Origin of the sequence: Gillisella vitis (assembly GCF_021559775.1) — a bacterium.
Classification (GTDB): domain Bacteria; phylum Pseudomonadota; class Alphaproteobacteria; order Rhizobiales; family Rhizobiaceae; genus Allorhizobium; species Allorhizobium ampelinum.
This window is the reverse complement of sequence record NZ_CP056047.1, coordinates 3657075-3683911: the sequence shown is the minus strand read 5'-3', so window position 1 is coordinate 3683911 and position 26837 is coordinate 3657075. Positions and strand designations below refer to the sequence as shown.

The window sequence follows — 26837 nt, the reverse complement described above, 5'->3', positions numbered from 1 at the left end:
AGCTCGATAGCCGGCGGGGCCATTCAGGCCGGCAATTTTATCTTTCCTGAACGCCAAAATTCGCTAAGAGCTTATCGTAATATCAATGGACGGATTCAGCCTCCCATGACGCAATTTGACGTGCTCACCATCGGCAACGCTATCGTTGACATCATCTCCCGCTGTGAGGATCAGTTCCTGGAAGAAAACGGCATCGTCAAAGGTGCCATGAACCTGATCGATGCGGAGCGCGCCACACGGCTTTACAGCCTGATGGGGCCTGCCATCGAGGCCTCCGGCGGCAGTGCGGGCAATACGGCGGCAGGCATTGCCAGTTTTGGCGGTAAGGCGGCTTATTTCGGCAAGGTCGCCGAAGACGAATTGGGTGAAATTTTCGCCCATGACATTCGCGCCCAGGGCGTTCATTACCAGACCACGGCCAAGGGCCAGCATCCGCCAACCGCTCGCTGCATGATTTTCGTCACCGAAGACGGCGAGCGCTCGATGAACACCTATCTCGGCGCCTGCGTCGAGTTCGGTCCTGAAGATGTCGAGCCGGAGGTGGTGAAACAGGCCAAGGTCACCTATTTCGAAGGCTATCTCTGGGACCCGCCGCGTGCCAAGCAGGCGATCGTCGATTGCGCCCGCATTGCCCATGAGCATGGACGGGAGATGTCGATGACCCTGTCCGACAGTTTCTGCGTGCATCGCTACCGCGCCGAATTCCTCGACCTGATGCGCTCAGGCACCGTCGATATCGTGTTTGCCAATCGGCAGGAAGCGCTTGCCCTCTATGAAACAGAGGATTTCGACGCAGCACTGGACCAGATCGCCAAGGATTGCAAACTGGCCGCCGTGACCATGAGCGAAGAGGGAGCGATGATCATCCGCGGCAGCGAGCGCATCCATGTGCCTGCCACCACCATCGCCGAATTGGTCGACACGACCGGTGCCGGCGATCTGTTCGCCTCCGGTTTTCTTTATGGCTATACGCAGGGGCGGACTCTGGAAGAGTGTGGCAAGCTCGGTTGCCTAGCAGCCGGTCTGGTCATCCAGCAGATGGGACCGCGACCGCTGGCCTCGCTGCAAGAAGCAGCCGCCGAAGCAGGGCTTATTTAAAAGGCCCGCTTATGGGAAGCCTTCCGTTATCTAGAGGCTCCCCTTATTTGAAGGCTTCGCCGGGATAAGCGCCCCAGATTTCCCCCTGGGCAACCCATCCTTTGGTGCCGTCCACTTCGGCGCGGCACCAATTGCCATTGCATTCCAGCAGCTTTATCAGCACGCCGGGTTGAAGCTTGGCGACCACGCCCGCTCCTGCCTGCCCTTCACGGCGCATATTCACATAGATATCGTCGCCCTTGCCCTTCATCCACGGGGCTGCAAGGGCGCTGCGTTCACCGGACAGCAATGTCTGGTTTACCCAGCCCTCGGTACCATCGGCATCGCGAATACGCCGCCAATTGTCATATTCCTGAATGATTTCAACCGGCAAACCTGCACGCGTATACATCCAGGACGTGGCATAATCCGTGCTGGGACCGATACGCAGATTGACCCGCGCCGATTTCAACGTCACGAAACGCGGCAGCGGCAGGCCGCTCATGCCCTTGGCTGGACCTTGCGCGACGGCGGCGCCTGCCCATATGACACAGAGAGCGGCGATGAAAGGAATGAGACAGGAGCGTTTGAACCCGTTGGGCATGGCATTTCCGTTGATCGATCGATAAAACGAAACCCAAAGCCCCCGCCAGCGGTTCCGTCGCTTGTATGTGATCCTTAACGGCGAAGATATAATTGTCTTCCCGAACAGGTTTGATAGAAATAAGCCGGACTGCGCAATATCTCTCTCGACCATAATGGCTCGAGAATAATAGTGCGGAGCTGGCGAAACCTCTTGAAACATCCGTCCCGCGCCAGCGACGCGCGACGACTGGCCGGAATCATCGCCTGTGTTGGTTAAGGACCTGTTTACAAAGCATCGAAAGTCTTCATGACCCAGCGGAAAAAGACCAAGGTTTACATCACGCGCAAACTGCCGGACGCAGTGGAAACCCGCATGCGGGAATTGTTCGAGGCAGAGTTGAACATTGACGACACGCCGCGCAGCCGGGACGCCCTGATGGATGCGGTGAAAACCTGTGATGTTCTGGTGCCGACCGTGACCGACCGAATCGATGCCGGATTGATCGAGGCGGCTGGCCCGCAACTGAAGCTGATTGCCAGTTTTTCCAACGGCACCGACCATATCGATGTCGATGCCGCGGCCCGCAAGGGCATTACCGTGACCAATACGCCGAATGTGCTGAGCGAAGATACCGCCGACATGACCATGGCGCTGATTCTCGCCGGTCCGCGGCGCCTGGCGGAAGGCTCGCGTATCTTGACTGACCAGCCCGGCGAATGGGCCGGATGGTCGCCGACCTGGATGCTGGGACGGCGGATCTGGGGCAAGCGGATCGGCATTGTCGGCATGGGCCGGATCGGCACCGCGGTCGCCAGGCGCGCCAAGGCGTTCGGCCTCGCCATCCACTATCACAACCGCAAACGGGTCAGCCCGCAGACGGAAGATGAGCTGGAGGCAACCTATTGGGACAGTCTGGACCAGATGCTGGCGCGGGTCGACATCGTCTCGGTCAATTGTCCATCCACACCGGCCACCTATCATCTGCTTTCGGCCCGGCGCTTGGCGTTGATGCAACCGACCAGCTATATCGTCAATACCGCGCGGGGCGGCATTATCGACGAGAGTGCCCTCATTCAATGCATCCGTGACGGCAAGATCGCGGGCGCTGGTCTGGATGTTTTCGAAAATGAACCGGCCGTCAACCCGAAGCTGTTGAAGCTGGCGGAAGACGGCAAGGTCGTGTTGCTGCCGCATATGGGATCAGCAACCATCGAAGGCCGGATCGATATGGGGGACAAGGTGATCATCAATATCCGCACCTATTTCGATGGCCACAGGCCACCGAACCGGGTTTTGCCGGGGCGCGACTGATCACAGATACTTTCATAAAAGGCTTGAGATGTTCGAAACTGAAATAAGAACAGCCATTGAAAATGGCTGTTCTTGTCATCAGACGAGTGGCTTTTCCATCAGCACGAACGTTGCCCGGTCATAACCGGGATGGCTTTTTTCCCCGACAACATGGAAGCCCCATTTTTCGAAGCGCTTGTGATTGTTATCAAGCTCGATACGGGTTTCCAATTGCAAGTGCCTGACACCACAGGCATGAGCAACACCTTCTGCCGCTTTCAGCATGGCGCGGCCAATCCCTTGCCCCTGAAGGCCGGGAAGTACGGCGACCTTGCCGACATAGAGCCGATCTGCCTCGCTCTGGCGGCAGAACAGACAGCCGACCAGCTTGCCATCGATCAGGGCGGCATAGCCGATTTCCTCATGCGCCTTGGCTTTCAGGGCTTCCGCCGTCAGCTTCAACGCCGAAGACGGCGGATCGATCAGCGGATGCATGTAGTCGAAAGCTTCCAGCACTAGGGCCAGAAGATCATCCCAATTTTCAAAATGCTCGTCGATCTGAATGATCTCGACCATGGTCAGCCTTTCCTGTTCCTGTCATCGCTCTGGCCTGTTTTGTCATGGCGCGGACCTGTTGCTGTCACGACGCCGGTAGCGCACCGTGTCGAACCGAGCGGACAGGGCATCATACATTAGCAGACGTCCTACTAACGGTTCCCCAATGCCGGTAATAAGTTTGATCGCTTCCATGGCCATCAAGGTGCCGATCACCCCGGTCAGCGCACCGATAATGCCGGTCTCGGCGCAGGTGGGAATGAGACCGGCAGGCGGCTTTTCCGGAAAAAGATCGCGGTAACCAGGATAGAGCACCCCATCCGGTCCGGTCTCATAGGGTTTCAGCACTGTCAGCGAGCCTTCAAAACGCCCCACAGCACCGGTCACCAATGGGCGGCAATGCTGTTGTCCGGCATCGGCGGCAGCATAGCGGCTGTCGAAATTGTCTGAACCGTCGATCAGCAGATCGAACCCGGGCAGATGCGTTGCCGCGAAATCCGCATCGAAGCGTTGCTCGAACCGCATCACGCGCACATGTGGATTGAGTCTGGCAATGGCCTTTGCCGCGCTTTCCGTCTTCAGGTCGTGCAGCGTGCCGCTGTCATGGATCACCTGCCGTTGCAGGTTGGAGAGCGAGACGTGGTCGTCATCGGCAATACCCAGCGTGCCGATACCGGCTGCGGCTAGATATTGCAGCACGGGCGCGCCAAGCCCGCCTGCGCCAATCACCAGCACGCGGGCGGCTTTCAGCTTCTGCTGGCCTGCCCCGCCGATTTCCGGCAACAGGATGTGGCGTTGATAACGCTGGATTTCTTCGGATGAAAGCGTCTCCATGGCCTGTTGTTGCATGTCTTTGGCTTTCCGAATAGTCACAATGACAGATGGCCGTCATCCACAGTGACGAATTGTGCCCGATCGCCCAGACTTGCAAACATCTGCGCATCGGTACCGGTCATGAAAGCCTGGCCGCCGAGCACGTCGATCCGGTCGAACAGGGCAGCGCGACGGCCCTCGTCGAGATGGGCGGCAATTTCATCCAAAAGCAGGATCGGCGCAAAACCGGTCATCGTCGCCACCAGTTCGGCATGGGCAAGGATCAGGCCGATCAGCAGAGCCTTCTGCTCGCCGGTCGAACAGCGCTCGGCTTCCATGTCCTTTTCCCGGTGACGGACCAGAAGATCGCTGCGATGCGGCCCCTCCAGCGTGCGGCCCGCCGCCGCATCCCTGCCCCTGGAGCCTGCCAGACTGTCGCGATAGGTGTCTTCGAGATCGATAGCCGCCGTGCCAGCATGCTCATCCATGAAGCCCGACAGCATCAGGTCTGCCCCCGGAAAAGTTTCAGGCTCCCGTCGCTGCTCGATAAGAGCGGCCAGCAACCGCATCATTTCCTGACGGGCGAGCGCCATGGCAATGCCGAGCGCCGCCATCTGCTGCTCTATCCCGGCAAGCCAACTGGCATCGAAACGACCTTCAGAGAGCAGCTTGTTGCGGCTGCGCATGGCGCGCTCGAAGTCGCTGGCGCGACGGCCATGCTGTGGATCGATCGACAGGACCAGCCGATCCAGAAACCGGCGCCGCTCGGAAGAGGAGCCGGTGAAGAGACCGTCCATGGCGGGCGTCAGCCAGAGAACGCGCAGATGATCGGTCAATTCATCGACGGAGCGCACCGAGGCGCCATTGATGCGCAGACGCCGCACCGCCGTCTCGTCCAGAACCTCCGAACCGGTGCCAAGCTCCACGTCTCCGGCCATGCCCTCCAGGCTGGCAAAAATCGAAAATCCGCTTGCCGCACCGGCCCGCGCCACATCGGACAGCACCGCCCGGCGCAGCCCGCGCCCTGGCGATAGAAAGGACACCGCTTCCATCAGATTGGTCTTGCCGGAACCATTATTGCCGGTCAACACCACATGCCGGCCATCAAGCCGCAAAGAAGCCGCACCATAATTGCGGAAATCCGTCAGTTGCAGGCGGTTGATGAAGGTTTTCTCAGCCATGCATTCCCATATCAAACCGTCTCACGGGACAAAGCTGTAGCGTCATACGAGAGACACGAAAGAAGCTGTAACATTATATTTTCTGCATCAAGCCCAAAGCAATTCCGTTTCAGGCAATTATGCAGTAGCTCGTCCTGACGAAGACAATGGCAGGAGTACAGCATGGCTAGCGCGAAAGAAACCGACGCAGAAGACCGCCTGATCCGGCTTGAAGAAACGGTTGCCTATCAGGCCAAGACCATCGAAGAGCTTTCAGATCAGTTGACCGAGCAGTGGAAAGTAGTGGAGCAGACGCGGGCCAAGCTTGATCGGCTGACGGAACGGTTTCTCAGCCTCGAAGAACAAGCAGCGGACAGTGTACCGATCACCAAGCCTCCACATTATTGACCGTGGAAAAGGCCGATGCGAAGCGCACCGGCCTTTTTTCATCAACCTTCGAAGAACTCTTTCATCCGGGCGAAAAATCCAGTCGATTCTGGATTGTTCTCCTTGGACGAAATCTGGTCGAATTCCTGCAGCAACTCGCGCTGGCGCTTGGTCAGCTTCTGCGGCGTCTCGATCTGGATCTGGATGTAGAGATCACCCATCTGCGCCGAGCGCAGCACCGGCATGCCCTTACCCTTCAAGCGGAACTGCTTGCCGGGCTGGGTACCCTCAGGCACGGTGACCCGCGACTTGGTTCCATCCAGCGTGGTCACGTCGAACGTGCCGCCGAGGGCCGCTGTTGTCATCGAGATCGGCACGGAGCAGTAGAGATCGGCACCTTCGCGCTGGAAGAACTGGTGCGGCTTGACCGACAGGAAAATATAGAGATCGCCTGACGGCCCCCCTCGCAGGCCCGCTTCGCCCTCGCCCTGAAGACGAATGCGTGTCCCATCTTCGATGCCGGACGGAATGGAAACGGACAGCTGACGCTCTTCCGTGACGCGGCCCTGGCCATGGCATTTGCCGCAGGGATCGCTGATCGTCTGGCCCCGACCCTGACAGGTCGGGCAGGTCCGCTCAATGGAAAAGAAGCCCTGGGCAGCCCGCACCCGGCCAGACCCCTGGCAGGTGGCGCAGGTGGTCGGCTTGGTGCCGGGCTTGGCGCCCGAACCGGAACAGACTTCACAGGTAATCGAGGTCGGAACCCGGATTTGCGCCGTCTTGCCAGTAAAGGCTTCTTCCAGCGAAATTTCCATATTGTAGCGCAGGTCGGCACCACGTTCACGACCGCCTGTGGAGCGTCCACGCGCATTGCCGCCACGACCGCCGCCCATCATCTCGCCAAAGATGTCCTCGAAAATATCCGAGAATCCACCGCCGGCAAAACCACCGCCGCCGCCAGCGCTGCCCATGCCACCCTGCTCAAAGGCAGCGTGGCCGAAACGGTCATAAGCGGCCCGTTTTTGCGGGTCCTTCAGCGTTTCATAGGCCTCGTTAATTTCCTTGAACTTCCGCTCGGATTCGGCATCACCAGGATTCTTGTCCGGGTGAAACTTCATCGCCAGCTTGCGGAAGGCGCTTTTCAGCTCTTTTTCATCTGCGGTTTTGGAGACACCGAGGGTCTCGTAGAAATCTGCTTTTGCCATCGTCCTACAAAGCTCTCAAAGCTTTTTCCACACCCGCGTGGTTGCTTGTCTTCTGTCCCACCTGCGCGTCGCAGGCAGACATGTCCCTGTTAAAATCTGCCGCCGCCTGGCGGGCATCATCCATCAGCATTTTTCGCGCCGCGCCCTTTTGCGTGACCGCCTCCGACAGCGACATGCCGGCAAAGCCCAGGGAATGGGCCGCCAGATCGCAGGAAGAGACCTGCCCACCGGACTTCTTGCGCTTCAAGGCATCCTCGATCAGCGGACCGAGACCACCAACGGTTCGCCGCAAAAGCGCCGTATCCCGTTTGGCAATCGCCTGGAGGATAGACGCTTCGGCAGCACTGACTTTCTGGTGAACATCGGCGCCCGCTGCCGCATGCGCGGCGAGGCACCCTGCCAAAGCAAACGCGGCTGGCCCGAAGGCCAGCCATCTCACAAAGGTATGACGCCGCGAATTCCGCATCAAGCAGACTTCTTCGTGTTGTCGTCCTTCACTTCTTCATAGTCGGCATCGACGATGCCGTCATCATGGTGACCACTTGGCCCACCCTCGGCACCGCCTTCGGCCTGCTGGGACTCGTAGATCGCCTGACCAAGCTTCATGGACACTTCCATCAAGGTTTGGGTCTTGGCCTGGATGTCCTCTGCATTCGGTTCCGAGGTTTCAATCGAAGACTTCAGGGCAGCAATAGCATCCTCGATCGCCTTACGGTCGTCTGCGGAGACCTTGTCGCCATAATCCTTCACCGACTTCTCAGTGGAATGGATCAAGCTTTCAGCCTGGTTCTTGGCTTCTACCACAGCGCGACGATTCTTGTCGGCTTCAGCATTGGCTTCAGCGTCCTTGACCATCTTCTCAATATCAGCATCCGACAGACCACCCGAGGCCTGAATGCGGATCTGCTGTTCCTTGCCGGTGCCCTTGTCCTTGGCGGAAACCTGCACAATACCGTTGGCGTCGATATCGAAGGTCACTTCGATCTGTGGAACGCCGCGGGGTGATGGTGGCAGACCAACGAGGTCGAACTGGCCGAGCAACTTGTTGTCCTGCGCCATTTCGCGCTCGCCCTGAGACACGCGGATGGTCACGGCCTGCTGGTTATCGTCAGCGGTGGAGAACACCTGGCTCTTCTTGGTCGGGATCGTCGTGTTACGGTCGATCAGACGGGTGAAGACACCGCCGAGAGTTTCAATGCCGAGCGACAGCGGGGTCACGTCGAGCAACAACACGTCCTTAACGTCGCCCTGCAGAACGCCAGCCTGAATGGCAGCACCCATAGCAACCACTTCGTCAGGGTTCACACCCTTGTGTGGCTCCTTGCCGAACAGCTGCTTCACAATTTCCTGCACCTTCGGCATACGGCTCATGCCGCCAACCAGAACAACTTCATCAATGTCAGCAGCGGTGACGCCAGCGTCCTTGAGGGCTGCCTTGCACGGTGCAACGGTGCGCTGAACCAGATCATCCACCAGGTTTTCAAACTTGGCGCGGGTCAGCTTCATGGTCAAATGCTTTGGACCAGAAGCGTCAGCCGTGATGAACGGCAGGTTGATTTCGGTCTGCTGCGACGAAGACAGTTCGATCTTGGCCTTTTCAGAGGCTTCCTTCAGGCGCTGCAGAGCGAGCTTGTCGTTCTTCAGCTCAATGCCCTGTTCCTTCTTGAACTCAGCAGCCAAATATTCGACCAAACGCATGTCGAAGTCTTCACCACCGAGGAAGGTGTCACCGTTGGTGGACTTCACTTCAAACACGCCATCGCCGATTTCCAGAACGGAAATATCGAATGTACCACCGCCCAAGTCGTAAACGGCAATGGTCTTGCCTTCGGTCTTGTCGAGGCCATAGGCCAAAGCAGCAGCCGTTGGCTCGTTGATGATGCGCAGCACTTCAAGACCAGCGATGCGGCCTGCATCCTTGGTTGCCTGACGCTGAGCGTCATTGAAGTAAGCGGGAACGGTGATAACAGCCTTTTCGACCTTTTCGCCGAGATAGGCTTCTGCGGTTTCCTTCATCTTCTGCAGGATCATCGCAGAGATCTGGGCTGGCGAATAGCCTTTGCCCTGAGCTTCGACCCAAGCATCACCATTGTCGCCCTTGATGATCGGGAAAGGCACGAGGCCCTTGTCCTTTTCAACGGTCGGATCTTCGTAGCGGCGGCCAATCAGGCGCTTGACAGCGAAGAGCGTGTTGGTGGGGTTTGTCACCGCCTGGCGCTTGGCCGGCTGGCCGACAAGGCGCTCACCATCGTCCGAAAAAGCCACCATGGAAGGCGTGGTCCGCGCGCCCTCTGAATTTTCAATGACCTTCGCATCCTTGCCGTCCATGACAGAAACGCAGGAATTGGTCGTTCCAAGGTCGATACCGATTACTTTTGCCATTTTATTCTCTCCTTGAAGCAGGCTGTCCGAACCCCGACAGGCATTCCAGTGACAGCCCCTCGACGTGGATTGTGGTCTACGGGATTGCGCAGCGACGCTGCCTTATGCGGGCTATATAAGAACCGAAATTTACGACTGCAAGGCACCAAATTCACGCCGACCACCAAGTTTACGCATTTCCCGCAAAACAAGGTATTGCGGATGGTGCCAAGGTGAACAAGCCATACAACCGGGAGCCAAATCCCATCAGATGTGGCAGGCATTGCTTGCCTGGAGCCTACGGCACGATCAAGGCGTCATAGCACATATAAAATCCAGCCGTTACCGTCCCATGATCACATCCAGTAGCGTAGTCTTTCCATCGCCATGGCTCTGCGCGCGGGGCTGTTGTCCTTCACCGACATCGGCCGGAGGCGCATAACCGCCATCGGCACCATAAGGATTACTGTCCGGATCTTCACCCGGATAGCCGTCCTCAGCCATCGGATCGTTGCGGCGCAAAACCCCTGGCGGAACCCGGCCTTCCAGAACGGCGCCATCGCGTGGATTGACCGGCGGACGCGGCTGTAATGGGGCCTGGCCCGGCAGTTGACCCGGATTCTGGTTTGGCATCTGGCGCGCCTGAGGGGGATAAGCCGGATTGGCATCGCCAGGCTGAGTGCCAGGCGCATTGCCGGACAGCGGACCCGGCATGTTGGCAGGCGCTGGTGGCGCCGGCGGATAGCTGTTTTCCTGATCGGCAGGGGCAGGCGTGGACGGCGTGCCGGACAGGACCTGCTGGATCATCGTCGTCAGCGACGGACTTTCCTCGGTCTGTGGCGTCGGATCGCCAAACAACGGCACCGGTGTCAGGCCCTTATGGGCGACCGTCATGAAATCCTTCCAGGTCTTGGCAGGAAGACCGCCACCGGTCACCTTCTTCATCGGCGCCCCGTCGTCATTGCCGAACCAGACGCCGGTGGTGAGATTGCTGGTAAAGCCGACAAACAGCGCGTCGCGGAAGGATTGCGTCGTTCCGGTCTTGCCAGCCGCCTGCCAGTTCTTGAGCTTGGCCGCCTTGCCGGTGCCCTCGGTCATCACAGATTCCATCATTCGGGTCATCTGCCCAACAACCTGCTGATTGAGCACCCGCGGCGGCTCACCGTAATCGGCTGTATAAAGCACCTTGCCATCGGCATCGGTAATCTGGCTGATCACATGCGGGGTTGCCTTGTAGCCGCCATTCATGAAGGGCGCATAGGCTGCCGTCAGCTCCAGCAGCGACACTTCCGAGGTGCCGAGCGCAATCGACGCATTGCTTTGCAGATCCGATTCGACACCGAGACGGTGGGCAAGTTTGATCACCTGATCCGGGCCAACCTCCATGACCAGCTGGGCGGCAATGGTGTTGAGCGAATGGGCGAGCGCGTAGGAAAGCGTCACCGGTCCATTGTATTTCTGCTCGTAGTTTTCAGGGGTCCAATTGCCGATCTTCACCGGACCGTCATTGCGGACAGTGCTGGGCGTATCGCCGATTTCCATGGCGGCGGCATAAACGAAGGGCTTGAAAGCCGAACCGGGCTGGCGCTTGGCCGTCACGGCCCGATTGAACTGACTGGTCGCATAATCCCGACCGCCGACCAAAGCACGCACCGCGCCATTGCCATCAATGGCGACAAGAGCCGCTTGCGAGGCATTGGATTTCTTACCGTCCTTGTCCAGCGTGGCGGCAATTGCTGCCTGCGCCGCATCCTCCAGCGTCGGATCGATGGTCGTGGTGACGACAATGTCCTGTTTGACCTCGCCGATCAGCCCCTTCAACTGGCCCGCCACCATGTCGGCCACATATTGGCCTGCACCATCGGCCTGCCGCTTGGCATGGTCCGGGGACTGTTTCATGGCGCGGTCGAAGTCGCTGTCCGTGATGTAGCCCTGTTCGCGCATGGCGCCCAGCACGACCTTGGCCCGATCCTGGGCTGGCTTTGGATCGTTGACCGGCGACAGCCGCGACGGCGCCTGAACCAACCCGGCCAAAAGCGCCGCTTCGCCCAGATTGACGTCACGCGCAGAGGTATTGAAATAGCGCCGCGATGCCGCTTCGACGCCATAGGCATTGTCGCCAAAATAGACCCGGTTCAGATACATGGCCAGGATCTGATCCTTGGTATATTTCTGCTCAAGCCACAGCGATAGCAGCACCTCCTGCACTTTGCGCTCAAACGTCTTCTTGGGCGACAGAAACAGGTTTCGGGCCAATTGCTGCGTGATGGTCGATCCGCCCTGAGCCTTATGGCCCAGCAGAATATTGGTGACGAAGGCGCGGCCAACCCCGATGAAATCGACACCGAAATGGTGGTAAAACCGTTTATCCTCAATCGCCACGATCGCTTCCGGCAGATAGGGCGACATTTCATCGATGGACAAGGCTTCGCCACCGGTGACACCGCGATTGGCGATCAATGCGCCATCGACAGAGACAATCTTGATATTCGGCGCGCGGGCCGGCACGGTCCAGGAACTGGCGCTTGGCATCTGGGCGGCAAAATAGATCACCAGGCCAACGACGCCGATCGTTCCCCATATGCCCAGCACCACGCACCAGTAGAACAGCCTGCGGATACCCCCAAAAAGGCCACCGGACTGGACTTTCTCACGTTTCGGACGCGGATCGGCAACCTCTCTCGACCGTTTGGAACTGGTGGCCGGCATTTTTTTCCCACCCGAGGCCGAGCGTCCGCCGAGCACGCGATCATTGCTGTCGAGCCTGATCTCGTCACCATCCTCATTCTCAGCGTCGCCAAGCCTGGGCTCAATGCGGTTTCGTGACTTTTTCATGCCTGCCATGGCGCGAGGGCCGTTCTCCAGAAGGGTGCCAGAAAGGTAATCATAGGGGCTGCTTCAATCCCCTGCTTATAATGTCTTGGGCATGGATGGAAGACGGATGGGATGGGCAATGTCTATCCGTTGATTCCATCCCATTGCGGTCTTTTCGAGAACCGAATGGAACCAAAGCGGCATGGAACCGTTATTTTCCCGAAAACACAACAGGGAGTTACCCATGGCTGATACGACGCGTATGCAAGCTGAAATGCGTGAGCTTCAGGCTCAGATCGCGCAATTGAAGGACAAGTTGGCTGAGCAAGGTCATTCTGTGGCCGATCAGGTTCGCGGAACCACATCTCATGCGCTGAGCAACGCTGCCCGCAGCGCGCAGGACGTGGCACGCTATGCCAAGGATGAGGCAACATCGGTTGCTGGTATCGTGCGCGAGCATCCGACTGCAACATCGACCGCTCTGCTCGGCATTGCTCTGGTGGGTGCGTTCATTGGTTATCTGGTGGCAAGCCAGTCCACGCCAGAACCCCGCCGTCGTTGGTACTAAGGCACTGATCTGAAACTGCTATGCAGTTTCGGAAAATAGACATTCGTCGTTTTATGGCGAGGAGGAAAGGCGGCGCAGGGTGCGCCGCCTTTTTTGTATTCGATCACTGCTATCAATGACCCTTTATCTTATTGGCAGACATCGACCCATTCCGCCCCGGTCAGATCGACTATGCGTTGCGGCGCAATCTTGACGGCGGAATTGGTGGCTCCGGCGGCAGGGACAACAATGTCGAAACGCTGCAACGACATATCGCAAAACACAGGAAGCGGGGTGGCCAGCCCGAAAGGACAAACGCCACCCACTGGATGGCCGGTCAGCGCCACGACCTCTTCCGCTCCCAGCATACGGGGCTTGCCCCCGAACCGCTCCTTGAATTTCTTGTTGTCCAGCCTTCGCTCGCCTGCGGCAACCACCAGCATGGTGATGTCCCCAACCCGCAAACATAGGGTCTTGGCAATTTGGTCCGGCTCGACACCATGCGCTACGGCGGCCAAAGGCACGGTGGCCGAGCTTTGCTCGGTTTCAATCACGGTGATATCCGGCGCATGGGCCGAAAAGAAATCTTGAACGGATGTAAGGCTCATAGTCTTTTCATAAAAGGACGAGCGCCGACCTGCAAGAGCTTGCAGACATCGGATGATCTTCCAGACATCGGGATGATCTTGCAGACATCGGGATGATCAACAAAATAACTGGCAAGAAAATCAACTGGAGCCCTTGAAAAGCCTCAATGAGATGCCATTTATGTTGAAGACGTGAAGGACGGGGCATTGCTTGCCGAGGTCGCTGACGATGCTTAACACAAGTTTAGGCATTTGGCGCGATACTCATTAAAAGGCAGCAAACAGGGTGAGAACTCGGTCCTCCTTCAGGTTGAAGCCTCGCGCTTCGTTGACCACGGATGTACTGGCAACGATAAGAGCGAGTTTTGGAAAGGTCGGGTTTACTCCCCGGCCTTTTTGCTTTTTAGGCCCCTTATCCTTCCCCCGCTACGATACGCGATCCAAATGAAAACGCCCGGAGTTCGTCCGGGCGTCGTCGCAATTGCGTGTTTGGTATCAGTGCGCCAGCGCATCCAGAATGCGAATCCAGGAGCGGATACCCTTGTGGAAAGATTCCAGCTCGTATTTTTCATTGGGCGAATGGATGCGGTCATCCACCAGGCCAAAGCCGACCAGCAGCGAATCCATGCCCAGCATGGTCTGGAAATCCCCGACAATCGGGATAGAGCCACCCATGCCGATCACTTCAGCGGGCTTTGGCCATTCATCCGACAGAGCGGATTTAGCCTTGGTCAGGAAGGGCGAATCATAGGGAAGCTGGATGGCTGGCGATGCCCCATGCTCGTGAAATTCAACCGAGCAATCGCCGGGAATGCGCGCCTTGACGAAAGCCCGGAAGTTTTCGCGGATTTTCGCCGGGTCCTGCTCACCGACCAGACGGAAAGAAACCTTCCCCGACGCCTTGGAGGCGATCACGGTCTTGAAGCCTTCGCCGGCATAGCCGCCGGTAATGCCGTTGACTTCGGCGGTTGGACGCGCCCAGGTCAGTTCCAGCACGCTGCGCCCCTTTTCGCCTGAGGGGATCGACAGGCCGACATCATTGAGAAATTTGTCGGCAGTGCGGCCCAGCTTTTCCCAGGAGGCCTTGATATTGGCGGGGGTCTCCTCGACACCCTCGTAGAAACCATCAATGGTGACCCGGCCCGTCTCGTCATGCAGGTCGGCCAGCACCTTGGCGAGAATGTGGATTGGATTGGCCGCAGCCCCGCCGAACAGGCCGGAATGCAGATCACGATCCGCCGCCGTCACCGTCACTTCCTCGCCAACCAGGCCGCGCAGGGCTGCCGCAATCGCCGGAGTCTCGCGGTCCCACATCCCGGTGTCGCAGACCAGGGCGAAATCGCATTTCAGCTCACCCGCATTGGCCGCAAGAAATGGCTTCAGCGATGGCGAGCCGGATTCCTCTTCGCCCTCGAACAGGATGGTGATCTTGACGGGCAGGCCGCCATGCACGGCTTTATAGGCCCGGCAGGCCTCGACAAAGGTCATCAATTGGCCCTTGTCATCAGAAGTGCCGCGTCCGGTGATCACCTTGCGGCCCGGCTCGATTTCCTTGATGGCAGGCTCGAACGGATCGTTTTCCCAAAGATTGAGCGGATCGACCGGCTGCACATCGTAATGGCCGTAAAACAGCACATGTGGCGCATCCGGGCGGTCAGCATCGTGATGGCCAACGACCATCGGGTGACCGGGCGTGTCGCGCACGGAGGCATTGAAGCCTAGACCCTTCAGCTCCTGCGCCAGCCATTCCGCTGCCTTACGGCAATCGGCCTTATAGGCCGGGTCGGTGGAAATCGAGGCAATACGCACAAGGTCGAAAAGCCGATCAAGGCTTTGCGGCAGTGCCTTGTCGGCCTCGGCGAGAATGGGGGCTAGATCGGTCATGGGCATGTCCTGGACTGTTCAAATCAGCCGGGACGATAGACCATGAGCCCGACAGTTTCGAGACAAACAGCGTCAAATATTTGAGCTTTTGTCGCTGCTGCGGGCATTTTCCAGTGCCTGACGAATGAATTCCAGCAGTAATTCCTTCTCGAAACGCCGAAAACCATGGAAAAGAGCATCATCAGCCTCGCAAGCGGCGGAAATGGCCTGATCCCGCAACCCCTCCCCCTTGGCGGTCAGGAAAACCAGTTGCGCACGTCGATCGCTAGGATGGGGCTTTCGCTCGATCAATCCATCGCGCTCCATGCGAGACAGGGTATTGGCCATGGTCGCCTGTTCCACAGCCACCCGCTCCAGCAATTGCTTCTGGGTCAGGCCTTGCTCTTCCCAAAGCTCCAGCAGGATTGGAAACTGACCGGCGGAAAAGCCGAGCCCCTCGGCCCGAACCTGCAAGGCACGGGCAAATTCCTTGGCGAGCTGGCTCACGAGATAGGTTGGCGATTGCCGACGATCAAACAGCATGGTGTCGATGATAGGCCGGTTTCAAAGCCGAGGCAATGTGGCCACCTCTATAGCAGAAATGCCAGGCACAAACAAAAAAGTCGTCACGGCTGGAGGCGGCGCCGTGACGACTTTTCGTAACAGGGGACAAAGGCCCGGAGAGGGGGGATAAGGCCTTTGTCCTGAAGTCTGAAGCGGCGGGGGACGAGCCAACTTTCAGACTGCGGTGCTAATCATGCGCCGCTGACTAGTAAATGCGCGGCCAAATGTGTTTTTTCAAGGGAAGGAATGATTACAAAGCGGTAAGCTTTTCGTGATGACACAGAAAAATCGTCACTTCACTCTGTAAACGGTTTTGGCGTGATGTGGCATGGACCTTTTTGAGCCGCCGCGCTATCCCTTGGCGCATGAAAAAAGGCGATCATCTCTTTCTTGTCGACGGCTCCGGCTTCATCTTCCGGGCCTTCCATGCGCTTCCGGCGCTGACCCGCAAATCGGACGGGCTGCCGGTCGGCGCGGTCTCGGGCTTTTGCAATATGATGTGGAAGCTGCTGACCGAAGCACGCGACACGTCAGTCGGCGTCACACCCACCCACCTTGCTGTGATTTTCGACTATTCGTCAAAAACCTTCCGCAAGGATCTCTATCCCGAATACAAGGCCAATCGCTCCGCCCCGCCGGAAGATCTCGTGCCACAATTCGGACTGATCCGCCAGGCGACGCGGGCTTTCAACCTGCCCTGCATCGAAACCGAAGGCTTCGAGGCCGATGACATTATCGCCACCTATGCGCGGGCCGCCGAAGCCATCGGCGCGGATGTCACCATCGTCTCCTCCGACAAGGATCTGATGCAGTTGGTGACTGCCAATGTCCATATGTATGACAGCATGAAGGACAAGCAGATCGGCATTCCCGATGTCATCGAGAAATGGGGCGTGCCGCCGGAAAAGATGATCGACCTGCAATCGCTGACCGGCGACAGCACCGATAATATTCCCGGCATTCCCGGCATCGGCCCGAAGACGGCGGCGCAATTGCTGGAGGAATATGGCGACCTGGAAACACTGATGGCGCGGGCCTCCGAGATCAAGCAGAACAAGCGGCGCGAAAACATTCTGGCAGGTGCCGAACTGGTCAAGTTGTCGCGGCAACTGGTGACGCTGCGCACCGACGTGCCGCTGGACATGCCGCTGGATGCGCTGATGCTGGAAAAGCAGGATGGGCCAAAGCTGGTCGCCTTCCTGAAGGCCATGGAATTCACCTCGCTGACACGGCGCGTCGCCGACAATTGCGAGTGTGATGCCGGTGCCATCGAACCCGCGACGATCTCGGTGGAATGGGGTTCGGCAGCCCGTGGCCCGGACCTCGACGCTGGTGCCACAGCTCAAACGCCCGCCTCCGGCCAAGAAGCCGGACCCACGGCACAATCCGCCAAGGCCGAGGGCGCGACGCCTGCCGATCTCGCCGCGGCCCGGCAATCGGCTTTTGGCGGTCAGCCCATCGACCGATCCGCCTATGTGACCATTCGCGATCTTCCCACCCTGGAAGGCTGGATTGCCTCGGCGCGGGAGGCCGGGTTTGTCGCCTTCGATACGGAAACCACCTCGCTTGACCCGATGCAGGCTGATTTGGTCGGTGTGTCGCTGGCCCTTCAGGATAATGCGGCCTCGCCGGGCTCGGCAACCATTCGCGCCGCCTATGTGCCGCTTGGCCATAAAACCGGTCGTGACGACCTGTTCAGCGACGGCCTGAAACTGGCAGAAAACCAGATCCCAATGGATGCGGCACTCGCCGCCCTGAAGGGCCTGCTGGAAGATCCTTCGGTTCTGAAAGTGGCGCAGAACCTGAAATACGATTACCTTGTCATGAAGCGGCACGGCATTGTTATCAGGGGCTTCGACGATACGATGCTGCTGTCCTATGTGCTGGAAGCTGGCGTCGGCGCGCATGGCATGGACAGCCTGTCGGAGCGGTGGCTCGGACATACGCCGATCCCCTATAAGGAGGTCGCTGGCTCCGGCAAATCGCTTGTCACCTTCGATCTCGTCGATATCGACAAGGCCACCGCATATGCCGCAGAAGACGCCGATGTCACGCTGCGTCTCTGGCTGGTGCTGAAACCACGGCTTGCCGCCGTCGGGCTGGCCCGCGTCTATGAGCGGCTGGAACGGCCCCTGGTGCCGGTTCTGGCTGATATGGAAGAGCGCGGCATTACCATCGACCGACAGATCTTGTCTCGTCTGTCTGGCGAGTTGGCGCAGAAGGCTGCCGCCTTCGAGGATGAAATTTACGAACTGGCTGGCGAGCGCTTCAATGTCGGTTCGCCCAAACAGCTGGGCGACATCCTGTTTGGCAGAATGAACCTGCCCGGCGGCTCGAAAACCAAGACAGGCCAATGGTCAACCTCCGCGCAGGTGCTGGAAGATCTGGCCGCCCAGGGTGAGCCCCTGCCCCGCAAGATCGTCGATTGGCGCCAGCTGACCAAGCTGAAATCCACCTATACCGACGCCCTGCCCGGCTATGTGCATCCGCAAACCAAGCGGGTCCACACGTCTTATTCGATGGCGGCCACCACAACCGGTCGCCTGTCGTCATCCGAGCCGAACCTGCAAAACATCCCGGTGCGCACGGCAGAAGGCCGCAAGATCCGCACCGCCTTCATTTCCACCCCAGGCCATAAGCTGCTGTCTGCCGACTATAGCCAGATCGAGCTCAGGGTACTGGCGCATGTGGCGGACATTCCGCAATTGCGTCAGGCCTTTGCCGACGGGGTCGATATTCATGCGATGACGGCCTCTGAAATGTTCGGCGTGCCGGTGGATGGCATGCCGTCTGAAGTGCGCCGCCGCGCCAAAGCGATCAACTTCGGGATCATCTACGGCATTTCCGCCTTCGGTCTTGCCAACCAGCTCAGCATTGAGCGGTCGGAGGCGGGCGAATACATCAAGAAATATTTCGAGCGCTTCCCCGGCATCAAGGACTATATGGAAAGCACCAAGGCTTTCGTGCGTGAGCATGGCTATGTCGAAACCATCTTCGGACGGCGCGCCCATTACCCGGAGATCAAATCCTCCAACCCGTCAATGCGGGCCTTCAACGAGCGGGCAGCCATCAACGCGCCGATCCAGGGTTCCGCCGCCGATGTCATCCGCCGCGCCATGGTGCAGGTGGAACCGGCGCTGGCCAAGGCCGGGCTTGGCGAGAAAACCCGGATGCTGCTCCAGGTGCATGACGAACTGATCTTCGAAGTCGAGGATGAGGCCATCGAGGCTGCCTTGCCGGTGATCGTCTCCACCATGGAAAATGCCGCCATGCCCGCCATAGCCATGCGCGTGCCGCTGAAGGTGGATGCCCGCGCCGCCGATAACTGGGACGAGGCGCATTAATGCGCCTCGTCACCTACATCATTCGCCTACAGATATTTGATAGGCAAGTTTCTCATAATATTCCGCACCTTGCCCAGCAGCGTTAGAACGTACCTTCATGACGAAGGTCTTTGTACCTTTGACGATAACATCTCTCGTTATTTGATGTGCCGTTTGCACTGAGACAGAGGATCCCGCTTTATTTATCATATTTGCCCGGGTCAGGTCAGCGGCTTCATCTATTTGTCTAGAGCATCCGTCAGCAGCGGCTTCAGCTATGCTTTCTGCACTCTCAGCTTGAGAGGCGTATGCCAACGCAGCGATCCTTGTACATTTTAGAGTTTTTTTGTAGGAGTCATTGAGTATTTTTTCAGAAACAAATGGCACGGAATCAACAACAGTCCGCTGCTCCACTTTATTTTCATTTTTGATGCTATTTGCATTATGAACAAATTGCAAAGCAGGCTTACCAAAAACGAATTTAGCTTTCGTTCCATCTTTAAGCGCTACTGTTCCCGCACCGTCAACACCGTTCGGTAATCGATGTGCGACGACTAACCCTGTTCGACCATCAGAGCATTTTGTAGGAATAGTAATTGTGGGAGAATTATCGAGCGCATTGTAATTTCCTGAACATATGAGGAATTTACCATCGAGGGCACCTTCCACTTCAAACACACCACCAGAAAGAGATGCCGTACTTGTTCCAGTCATTACGTCGCCGTTCTGCGAAACCACCGCCACAGGTACACGCATATTACCGCAGCCGGTTAGCATTACTACTAACACGCTTACCGTGATTTTCTTCATCTTAATAAGCCCCCTATATGAGCATATTAATAATTCACGGTACCTAAAATTGCAATTGCAATATCATAAATAGTAACTATAGGCTGAAATGAAATTTTACTATTAAATTCCTTCTACTTAGCCTTACAATTATTTCAGCGATTATTTTGAGAAATTCGTTCCGGGCGGCGATAGCCGGTCGGCTGCTGGTAGAGCCAGCCGATCCGGGCGATGGCGGCGTCTACGTCTTCGCGGGCGACGCTCATCGTGTGGCCGTTGGCATGCAGCAGGGTGTGCTCGTCTTCCATGATGCCAGCATGGCCTTTCCAGAAGATCAGGTCGCCCCGGCGCAGATCACTCCGGTCAATCGGGCTGCCGAGGCCTGCCGCCTGCATGTCGCTGTCGCGCGGGGCGTTCAGCCCGCACATCTGCATGGAGAGCTGGACGAGGCCGGAGCAATCAATGCCAAGCCCGCTGCGTCCGCCCCAGAGATAGGGTGTTTCCAGAAAACGGGCGGCGATGGCCACATAATCCTCGCCCGCTGGCGTGCCGAGGGAGCGGCAATGATCGGCAATCACCGCATGACCGTCACTTAGCAGACAGTAGCGGGTGCCACGGGTCTCGGCCTTCCCGGTGACCGTTATCCGGCTCCCCATCGAGATTGTCTGCGCATTGGGATAGCGTAGATCTGGACCGGTATAGAGAAAACTGCGTGGCACTGTTATCCAATGCGTGGGCGGCGCCTCGATGGCGGCAATCGCCGTTTCCGGCAGATAACCGACATAGCCATCCAGACCGGCTTTGACCCAGGCCCAGCCATCGGCCCGGTCAAACACCGTAACCTCTTCGCCCAGCAGCACCTCCGTATCGATTCCGCAGGCAAAATCCGGGCGCGGGCGCAAGGCGATAACCGGCACGGCAATGCGCGCCGGGGTTCCGCTGACATAACGCTCGGCCTCCACCTGGCCACGCAGGGCCGAATCGGCCAGATCAGGTCGATAGGCGTTCAGCCGGCGGTCCAGTTGCATGTTCACGTCCTCATGCCACGCGCCTGCTCAATGATCAGGTCGCCGAATTTTTCCAGATAAAGCGCACCTGCCACAGTGCGCTTGATGATGACATTGCGCTTGTCCATATCATCGCGCACCCGATCAACAAACCCCATGCCGCCCATGGTATCGAGTGCGCGGGTAATGACCGGCTTGGTGACCTTGAGGGTGGCGGCAAGCCCCCGAACGGTATGCGGCGGCGGAACCAGATAGATATGCAGCAGGATGGAGAGCTGGCGCAGCGTCAGGTCGCGGCCATCCTCCTGCACCTGGCGCAAGGTTACGTGATGCCAAAGCCCCAGCGCAGCCGTTGCGGTCAGTTCCAGGCTCATCCTCGGCTCCGCTCTCGTTTCGCATCCGTTATATATCACATGACAAAGCCCGGCACTGCAAGAGGCCGGGCCTGTGATGGATGGATACGATCAGGAGCCGGTCTTCGTCGCATTCACCACAATGTTCACATTGATGGATTTCGACACCCATTCCGCCGATGGGTCGGAAAACATACCAAGATTGAGAGCGGCGCGATCCAGTTCCAATGCGCCTTCCACCTGCGCCTTGTTGCCTTCCATTTTCAAGCTGAAGGGCAGGACAACCGGCAGAGGCTTGTTCTTGATGCTCAGGGTGCCCCGCGCCTCATAGCGATCGCCTCCCAAGGCGCGAAATTCCGTGGTTTCGAACTTGGCCTCTGGAAACCGGGTGGAATTGAGCCATTCGCCATTCTTCAACGAGCCTTCCTGGGTCGCATCGCCGGTTTTGGCAGAGGCCGTTTTCACCAGAATCACCGCTTTCGAACCAGCAAGATTGGCAGGATCGAAGCGTATGTCGCCACTCCACTCTTCAAACCGGCCGTTGAAGGCATTGCCAGCATGGGTGCCACCAAAGCCGATGCTGGACGATGCCATATCGATTGCCCAGGCAGGAGCGGTTGCCGCCTGGACTGGCGCGGCTTGCACCGGTGTAGCTTGAGCATCGGTTTGTGCAGGATTGGCCTGGCTGACATTTGCGGATGACTGAGGCGCCACCGCAGGCGGTTCAGCTTGCGCCTCCGCCGCCGATGGCTGCTCGGCAAGCGGCGGCGGCAGATGCATGACCCAACCGATAGCAGCAGCCATAACCACAAGCGCCAAGCCGAAACCATGCGACAGGCCACTGGTCTTCCCTTTGCCAGACGCGCTGTGCGCGACTTTACCGGTCCGCAGGAAAGGCACCATCTGCGCCAAAACACCATCCCGCTCGATAAAGTGATGCTTCAAGGCCGCTGCGACATGCAGAACGATCAGCGCCGCACCGCCGTAAGCCATATAGCTATGGGCACCCATCGCGCCGAAGGCGAGGCTGCGATTTCCCTCAAGACCCGGAAGGTGCGGGATTGGAAACAGGCCAAACCAGGAGGTGGCCACATCCAGCGGGCGATCCGTTGCAATCGCCCAGCCGGAAGACACGTAGATCCAACCAGTCAATGGCAGGATCAACATCATGCCGTAGAAAGCGATATGCGTGGCATTGGCCAGAAACCGTTCCCAGAGCTTCATGCCGGATGGCAAAGCGGGCGGCTTATGGGTTGCCCGCCAGACGATGCGCAGCACGGTCAAAGCCAGAATGGCAAAGCCGATGGATTTGTGGATCTGAAACAGCTGATAGGCCAGTTGCTGGGTCTCAGGCTTTTTCAAGGCCCGCACCATCCACCACCCCATCGGGATCATTGACAGGATCATCAGCGCGATCGCCCAATGCAACGCGATGGCAACGCCGGTATAGCGTACCGCAGCCCGCGGTATTGTCTGGTGCTGAAACGCCGTGTTCATGGCTCTTTAAACCTATATTTATCAATGATAAAATTCGGAAAATTCTGCGAGCCGAATGCCCGCTGCGGCGCAGGCTCTGGGCCGATTAAGGGTGCTGATATCGCGTCCAAACCCAATCGGCCCAAAGGCATTTTACGCAGAGGCCTGTGCCTCACGCGCTGCTTTCAGCATCACGTCAAATCCACCATCACTTGGATGGAGACGCTGCCGGGTCCTGGATGAACTCACCGTCAAAGCGGATCGTCACATCCTTGCCGACATAACCGACAGGTTGGCCAAACGCCGTTCTGTCAAACGTCCCTTCCGCGGCAAATCCAATGGCTGGAACACCTGCAAATGGATGGCTGTCAATGGACCCGTTCAGCGTTGCATTCAGCGTCACCGGCTTGGTGACACCCAGGAATGTCAAATTGCCGAGGATTTCAGCCGTCTTGTCACCGGTCTTCTTCACGCTGGTCGATGTGAAGGTGATCTTCGGGAAAGCGTCACTGTTGAGTTTTTTTGGATCCTTGCTGATTTCCTCAGGCCAGGTCGCATAAGGCGATTTGGCGTGGGTGGCCTTATAATCGGCGGGATAGGGCACATCCACCGATGTCGGATCAATCGTTACCTCGATCTTGGAGGCTTCGATTTTCGCTGGGTCGAGAGAAAGCGTGGCTTCCAGCTTGCCAAAGCGAGCGGTGTAGTTGGAAATCGTATTGTGCTTGACCGTCCATGTCAGGTTCGCATGGGTCGGATCCAGTTTATAGACCCCGGCGGGTGGGGCCGTCTGGGCATCCTGCGCCGAAGCCGTTGCCACGCCGCCAATTGTCAGGCCGCCAAAGCCCGTTGCCATTCCTATAAATGCTGAATTTATAACGATTTTTCTCACATTAAAATTCATTAAATCAATCTCCTTTTTTCCGTTCCATGCGCCCGAAACGTGTGGAGCGGAGATGCCAATGTAAAATAAAAAAAATTTGAATTTTCTAACTCTTGAAATTTAACACGCAAAAATTGAAATGCCGAATAATTATTTTAATTCATATAAAAATCGCTTCACCCCCTGTCTCGTTTGCGCTTTGGTGCGACATCAGCTGCCTCCAGAAATCCTGCAATTCATTGTAAGTAAATAATTTTTCTATTATTAGACTGCGTTTCCCTGATGACAGCTCGGCGTCAACAGGAAGGAGATCTTACAGCTGGCCTTAAGAAATATCCGGCTCTTGGAGCTCAAAACACGACCATCATAGTCAAAATAAAAAATGAACGATAGCCTCCATGTCGTCAACAAATATTGAACAGTCTGTCAAACGTCACGGTAGTACCAAGGCCTGATAGCCCCAATCGGCATCAGCTCCTGCAAATGAGAAATGATGGGGACAGCGGCTTTAAGGAACGACCATTGAAGAGAGACTGCCGGATTTCAGATCTCGGCACCCCTTTATCCTCGAGAGATTTTCAAACCTCTCGAGGATAAAGACAGCATCGTCAACGCCATCGCTTATTTGAGCGCGGCGATATAGCGGTAGAGGGCGCGAATTGCCTGCGCCTCACCACCAACGGGGCTATGGGGCCGCTCTTGCGACGCCCAGCCGAAAATGTCGAAATGCGCCCAACTTGTCGTTCGGGTGACAAAGCGCTTCAGGAACAGGGCAGCTGTGATTGCCCCCGCCATGCCGCCCGCAGGTGCATTGGTGAGGTCGGCAATCTGCGAGCGGACCATTTTTTCGTAACCGGGGAAAAGCGGCAGGCGCCAGATCGGGTCGTCGGTTTCAAGGCTTGAATCTGTCAGCTCATAGGCAAGTGCATCGTCATTGGAGAAGAAGGCCGGCACATCCGGACCGAGCGCCACACGGGCAGCCCCCGTCAACGTCGCCATGTCGATCAGCAGGTCGGGTTCCTCTTCGTCGGCATAGGTCAGGGCATCGGCCAGGATCAACCGTCCCTCGGCATCGGTATTGTCGATCTGAACGGTCAGTCCCTGACGGCTTGTATAAATGTCACCAGGCCGGAACGCATTGCCGGCTATGGAATTTTCCACGGCAGGCACGATGACGCGCAGGTCCACTTTCAGCTTGGCATCCATGATCATCAGGGCAAGGCCCAGCACATTGGCAGCCCCGCCCATGTCCTTTTTCATCAGCAGCATGGATGAAGACGGCTTGATATCCAACCCGCCGGTATCGAAACAGACACCCTTGCCGACCAGGGTGATCTTCTTGTGACCCTTCTTGCCCCAACGCATTTCCAGAAGCCTCGGCGCCTGGGCGCTGGCCCGGCCCACGGTGTGAACCAGCGGAAAATTCCGGTGCAGCAGTTCATCGCCGATCACCACGCTGACCTCTGCCTTATAATGGTCAGCCAGTGCCCGGAAGGCTTTTTCCAGATCTGCCGGTCCCATGTCATTGGTGGGCGTGTTGATCAGGTCGCGAGCCAGGAAAACGCCGGCCAGCTGACGGGCAATGTCGCTGGCATCCGCATCCTGAGGCATCAGCAGTTTGGGATGATCCGAGCGGTCGGCCTTATAGCGCTCGAAACGATAGCTGCCCAGACCGTAGCCCAGAACCAACCGGTTGGCCGTCAATGGTGCGGTCTCGATATGCCAGTCGCCAGCCGGCAATGCCCGCGCCAGCTTGCCCGCCAGAAACGGATTTTCTCCTGGCGCGCTACCCAGACCAAACAGCGCTCCGCCCAATTGTCCATCGCTGGTGGGGATCAGCAGCAGCGAACCAACATCGGCCTTGTAGCCTGCCTTCTTCGCCCAATCGAGCGCAAGAGGATCAATCGCACCGGTTTCGATATGGGCGGGCGTCACCGCGAAAATCGGCAGGGACTTGCCGCCCTTGGTCAGAAACGGGGTGGGTCTTTCAATATATTGATAGGGTGCCATGATTGCCCTTTTGCTGCTCCATCACTTCGCGGTCAGCTTTACCGCAAAATTCCTTAGAATCGGTTCCTTCGTGAAGGTTTTATCTTTCAAGAGGACCGGGCTCGAATTTTCTCGAAAATATATGGCTGACGAAAATGTCAAACGCCGGGCGTTCTCGCAGACCAAAGGCATTTTAACATTCCATTAGGGTTAACAGATTATTGCTTTTCCATGGTTGCAGGGCTGATGACGGTGATTCGTCTGCCTGTGAATTCAGGGCTATGGGGATAGAGTGATGGCTGTTTGGCGTTCATCCATTCAGATTTGCGCGGCACTGCCCGCTCTTTCGGTGTTGGCACTGGCGCTGGCGCTAACGGGCTGCGCCACCACCTCCAATACCGACAAAATGTCGACCGGCTCGATCCCGAGCATGACCAAGCCCGTTGATCAGATGACGCCCGGCGAAATCGCCATGGCCACGGACAGCATGGGCCGGGCCTACGAGAAAAATCGCAAGAACGCGCAGGTCGGCGTGGCCTATGCCAATCTATTGCAGATGGGCGGTCGCGCGCCGCAGGCTTTGTCTGTCATGCAGCAGGTCGTTATCGCCAGTCCAAATGACCGCCAAGTGCTTGCCGCCTATGGCAAGGCGCAGGCCGCTGCCGGCCAGCTGGAACAGGCTTTGACGACGATTGGCCGTGCCCAGACCCCGGATCGGCCCGATTGGCGGCTTTATTCGGCCCAGGGCGCGGTTCTCGACCAGCTCGGACGCACCCAGGAGGCGCGTGCCGCCTATCAGCAGGCCTTGCAGATCCAGCCCAACGAGCCTTCGATCCTGTCGAATATGGGCATGTCCTACCTGCTTGGCGGCGACCTGAGAACTGCCGAAACCTACCTGCGCAGCGCATCCCAGCAACCCGGCGCCGATAGCCGGGTTCGCCAGAACTTGGCCCTTGTCGTCGGCCTTCAAGGCCGTTTCGACGAGGCCGACAGGATTGCCAGAGCCGAACTTTCCCCCGACCAGGCTGAGGCGAATGTGGCCTATCTGCGCACCATGTTGAACCAGCAGAACACCTGGAAACAATTGGCGTCCAAGGATACAGCACAGAATCCGGCCAGAAGCACGGCTAAGGATACAAGCTTGGCGAATACGCCACTCCGATAGAGAATCGAAAAGTCGACCACTTGCGCTGAGATGCCTTGCTAAA

Annotated in this window: 23 protein-coding genes; 6 read left to right on the top strand and 17 right to left on the bottom strand. The window is 57.7% G+C overall.

Annotated features, from left to right (window positions below; genetic code table 11):
* Window positions 1–105: 105 nt before the first annotated feature.
* Window positions 106–1098, top strand: a complete 993-nt coding sequence (locus AVCG78_RS16990) for an adenosine kinase (RefSeq protein ID WP_071203102.1) — start codon at window positions 106–108, stop codon at window positions 1096–1098.
* Between the two features lie 43 nt (window positions 1099–1141).
* Here the strand turns inward: AVCG78_RS16990 and AVCG78_RS16985 are convergent, their stop codons facing one another.
* Complete coding sequence (locus AVCG78_RS16985; protein ID WP_087727057.1) at window positions 1142–1681, bottom strand: SH3 domain-containing protein; 540 nt, start codon at window positions 1679–1681, stop codon at window positions 1142–1144.
* Window positions 1682–1969: 288 nt separating this feature from the next.
* Between AVCG78_RS16985 and AVCG78_RS16980 the strand changes: the two genes are divergently transcribed.
* Window positions 1970–2974 carry a 2-hydroxyacid dehydrogenase gene (locus tag AVCG78_RS16980; RefSeq protein WP_012654736.1) on the top strand — a complete coding sequence of 335 codons (1005 nt, stop codon included), beginning with the start codon at window positions 1970–1972 and terminating at the stop codon, window positions 2972–2974.
* A gap of 78 nt (window positions 2975–3052) precedes the next feature.
* Here the strand turns inward: AVCG78_RS16980 and AVCG78_RS16975 are convergent, their stop codons facing one another.
* The 3 genes from AVCG78_RS16975 to recF are packed head-to-tail and all read right to left on the bottom strand — an operon-like array spanning window position 3053 to window position 5502.
* On the bottom strand, window positions 3053–3529 hold the full coding sequence (locus AVCG78_RS16975) for a GNAT family N-acetyltransferase (protein ID WP_081355219.1): 477 nt from the start codon (window positions 3527–3529) through the stop codon (window positions 3053–3055).
* A gap of 42 nt (window positions 3530–3571) precedes the next feature.
* Window positions 3572–4357, bottom strand: a complete 786-nt coding sequence (locus AVCG78_RS16970; RefSeq protein ID WP_409065465.1) for a molybdopterin-synthase adenylyltransferase MoeB — start codon at window positions 4355–4357, stop codon at window positions 3572–3574.
* 20 nt (window positions 4358–4377) lie between these two features.
* Window positions 4378–5502 carry a DNA replication/repair protein RecF gene (gene recF / locus AVCG78_RS16965; protein WP_071202463.1) on the bottom strand — a complete coding sequence of 375 codons (1125 nt, stop codon included), beginning with the start codon at window positions 5500–5502 and terminating at the stop codon, window positions 4378–4380.
* Between the two features lie 162 nt (window positions 5503–5664).
* Here recF and AVCG78_RS16960 point away from each other — a divergent pair, with 162 nt between their 5' ends.
* The gene (locus tag AVCG78_RS16960) at window positions 5665–5889 is read left to right on the top strand and encodes a SlyX family protein (protein ID WP_071202461.1); all 225 of its coding nucleotides are present in this window, start codon (window positions 5665–5667) and stop codon (window positions 5887–5889) included.
* A gap of 41 nt (window positions 5890–5930) precedes the next feature.
* Here the strand turns inward: AVCG78_RS16960 and dnaJ are convergent, their stop codons facing one another.
* The 4 genes from dnaJ to AVCG78_RS16940 form a co-directional block, all read right to left on the bottom strand.
* On the bottom strand, window positions 5931–7073 hold the full coding sequence (dnaJ, locus tag AVCG78_RS16955; RefSeq protein WP_012654731.1) for a molecular chaperone DnaJ: 1143 nt from the start codon (window positions 7071–7073) through the stop codon (window positions 5931–5933).
* Between the two features lie 4 nt (window positions 7074–7077).
* Window positions 7078–7539: a hypothetical protein gene (locus AVCG78_RS16950; RefSeq protein ID WP_012654730.1), complete on the bottom strand. Its 462-nt coding sequence runs from the start codon at window positions 7537–7539 to the stop codon at window positions 7078–7080.
* Window positions 7539–9455, bottom strand: a complete 1917-nt coding sequence (gene dnaK, locus AVCG78_RS16945; RefSeq protein WP_071202458.1) for a molecular chaperone DnaK — start codon at window positions 9453–9455, stop codon at window positions 7539–7541. Before dnaK ends, AVCG78_RS16950 begins: the two co-directional genes overlap by 1 nt.
* Before the next feature lie 321 nt (window positions 9456–9776).
* Window positions 9777–12278 carry a transglycosylase domain-containing protein gene (locus tag AVCG78_RS16940; protein ID WP_071202456.1) on the bottom strand — a complete coding sequence of 834 codons (2502 nt, stop codon included), beginning with the start codon at window positions 12276–12278 and terminating at the stop codon, window positions 9777–9779.
* 214 nt (window positions 12279–12492) lie between these two features.
* Between AVCG78_RS16940 and AVCG78_RS16935 the strand changes: the two genes are divergently transcribed.
* Entirely contained in the window at window positions 12493–12816 is a 324-nt protein-coding gene (locus AVCG78_RS16935) for a hypothetical protein (protein ID WP_012654727.1), read from the top strand.
* Between the two features lie 128 nt (window positions 12817–12944).
* Here the strand turns inward: AVCG78_RS16935 and AVCG78_RS16930 are convergent, their stop codons facing one another.
* From AVCG78_RS16930 to AVCG78_RS16920, 3 genes are all read right to left on the bottom strand, one after another.
* Window positions 12945–13403: a YbaK/EbsC family protein gene (locus AVCG78_RS16930; RefSeq protein WP_071202454.1), complete on the bottom strand. Its 459-nt coding sequence runs from the start codon at window positions 13401–13403 to the stop codon at window positions 12945–12947.
* Between the two features lie 474 nt (window positions 13404–13877).
* A complete protein-coding gene (locus tag AVCG78_RS16925) occupies window positions 13878–15266 on the bottom strand; it encodes a dipeptidase (RefSeq protein ID WP_071202781.1) in 1389 nt (462 codons plus the stop codon).
* 72 nt (window positions 15267–15338) lie between these two features.
* Window positions 15339–15788, bottom strand: a complete 450-nt coding sequence (locus AVCG78_RS16920; protein ID WP_071202451.1) for a MarR family winged helix-turn-helix transcriptional regulator — start codon at window positions 15786–15788, stop codon at window positions 15339–15341.
* A gap of 386 nt (window positions 15789–16174) precedes the next feature.
* Between AVCG78_RS16920 and polA the strand changes: the two genes are divergently transcribed.
* The gene (gene polA / locus AVCG78_RS16915) at window positions 16175–19153 is read left to right on the top strand and encodes a DNA polymerase I (protein WP_071202449.1); all 2979 of its coding nucleotides are present in this window, start codon (window positions 16175–16177) and stop codon (window positions 19151–19153) included.
* 18 nt (window positions 19154–19171) lie between these two features.
* Here the strand turns inward: polA and AVCG78_RS16910 are convergent, their stop codons facing one another.
* The 6 genes from AVCG78_RS16910 to AVCG78_RS16885 all read right to left on the bottom strand — a co-directional run bounded on the left by AVCG78_RS16910 (window position 19172) and on the right by AVCG78_RS16885 (window position 25650).
* Window positions 19172–19942 carry a hypothetical protein gene (locus AVCG78_RS16910; protein ID WP_139191300.1) on the bottom strand — a complete coding sequence of 257 codons (771 nt, stop codon included), beginning with the start codon at window positions 19940–19942 and terminating at the stop codon, window positions 19172–19174.
* 134 nt (window positions 19943–20076) lie between these two features.
* Window positions 20077–20949 (bottom strand): C40 family peptidase, encoded by an 873-nt coding sequence (locus tag AVCG78_RS16905; RefSeq protein ID WP_071202445.1) that lies wholly within the window; start codon window positions 20947–20949, stop codon window positions 20077–20079.
* Between the two features lie 2 nt (window positions 20950–20951).
* Window positions 20952–21302: a MarR family winged helix-turn-helix transcriptional regulator gene (locus AVCG78_RS16900; protein ID WP_012654721.1), complete on the bottom strand. Its 351-nt coding sequence runs from the start codon at window positions 21300–21302 to the stop codon at window positions 20952–20954.
* Between the two features lie 90 nt (window positions 21303–21392).
* Complete coding sequence (locus tag AVCG78_RS16895) at window positions 21393–22778, bottom strand: cytochrome b/b6 domain-containing protein (RefSeq protein WP_071202443.1); 1386 nt, start codon at window positions 22776–22778, stop codon at window positions 21393–21395.
* A 187-nt stretch (window positions 22779–22965) separates the two neighbouring features.
* A complete protein-coding gene (locus AVCG78_RS16890; protein WP_071202441.1) occupies window positions 22966–23613 on the bottom strand; it encodes a YceI family protein in 648 nt (215 codons plus the stop codon).
* 648 nt (window positions 23614–24261) lie between these two features.
* A complete protein-coding gene (locus AVCG78_RS16885) occupies window positions 24262–25650 on the bottom strand; it encodes a leucyl aminopeptidase family protein (RefSeq protein ID WP_071202439.1) in 1389 nt (462 codons plus the stop codon).
* A 274-nt stretch (window positions 25651–25924) separates the two neighbouring features.
* Here AVCG78_RS16885 and AVCG78_RS16880 point away from each other — a divergent pair, with 274 nt between their 5' ends.
* Window positions 25925–26794, top strand: a complete 870-nt coding sequence (locus AVCG78_RS16880; RefSeq protein WP_071202437.1) for a tetratricopeptide repeat protein — start codon at window positions 25925–25927, stop codon at window positions 26792–26794.
* The last annotated feature ends 43 nt before the right edge of the window (window positions 26795–26837 follow it).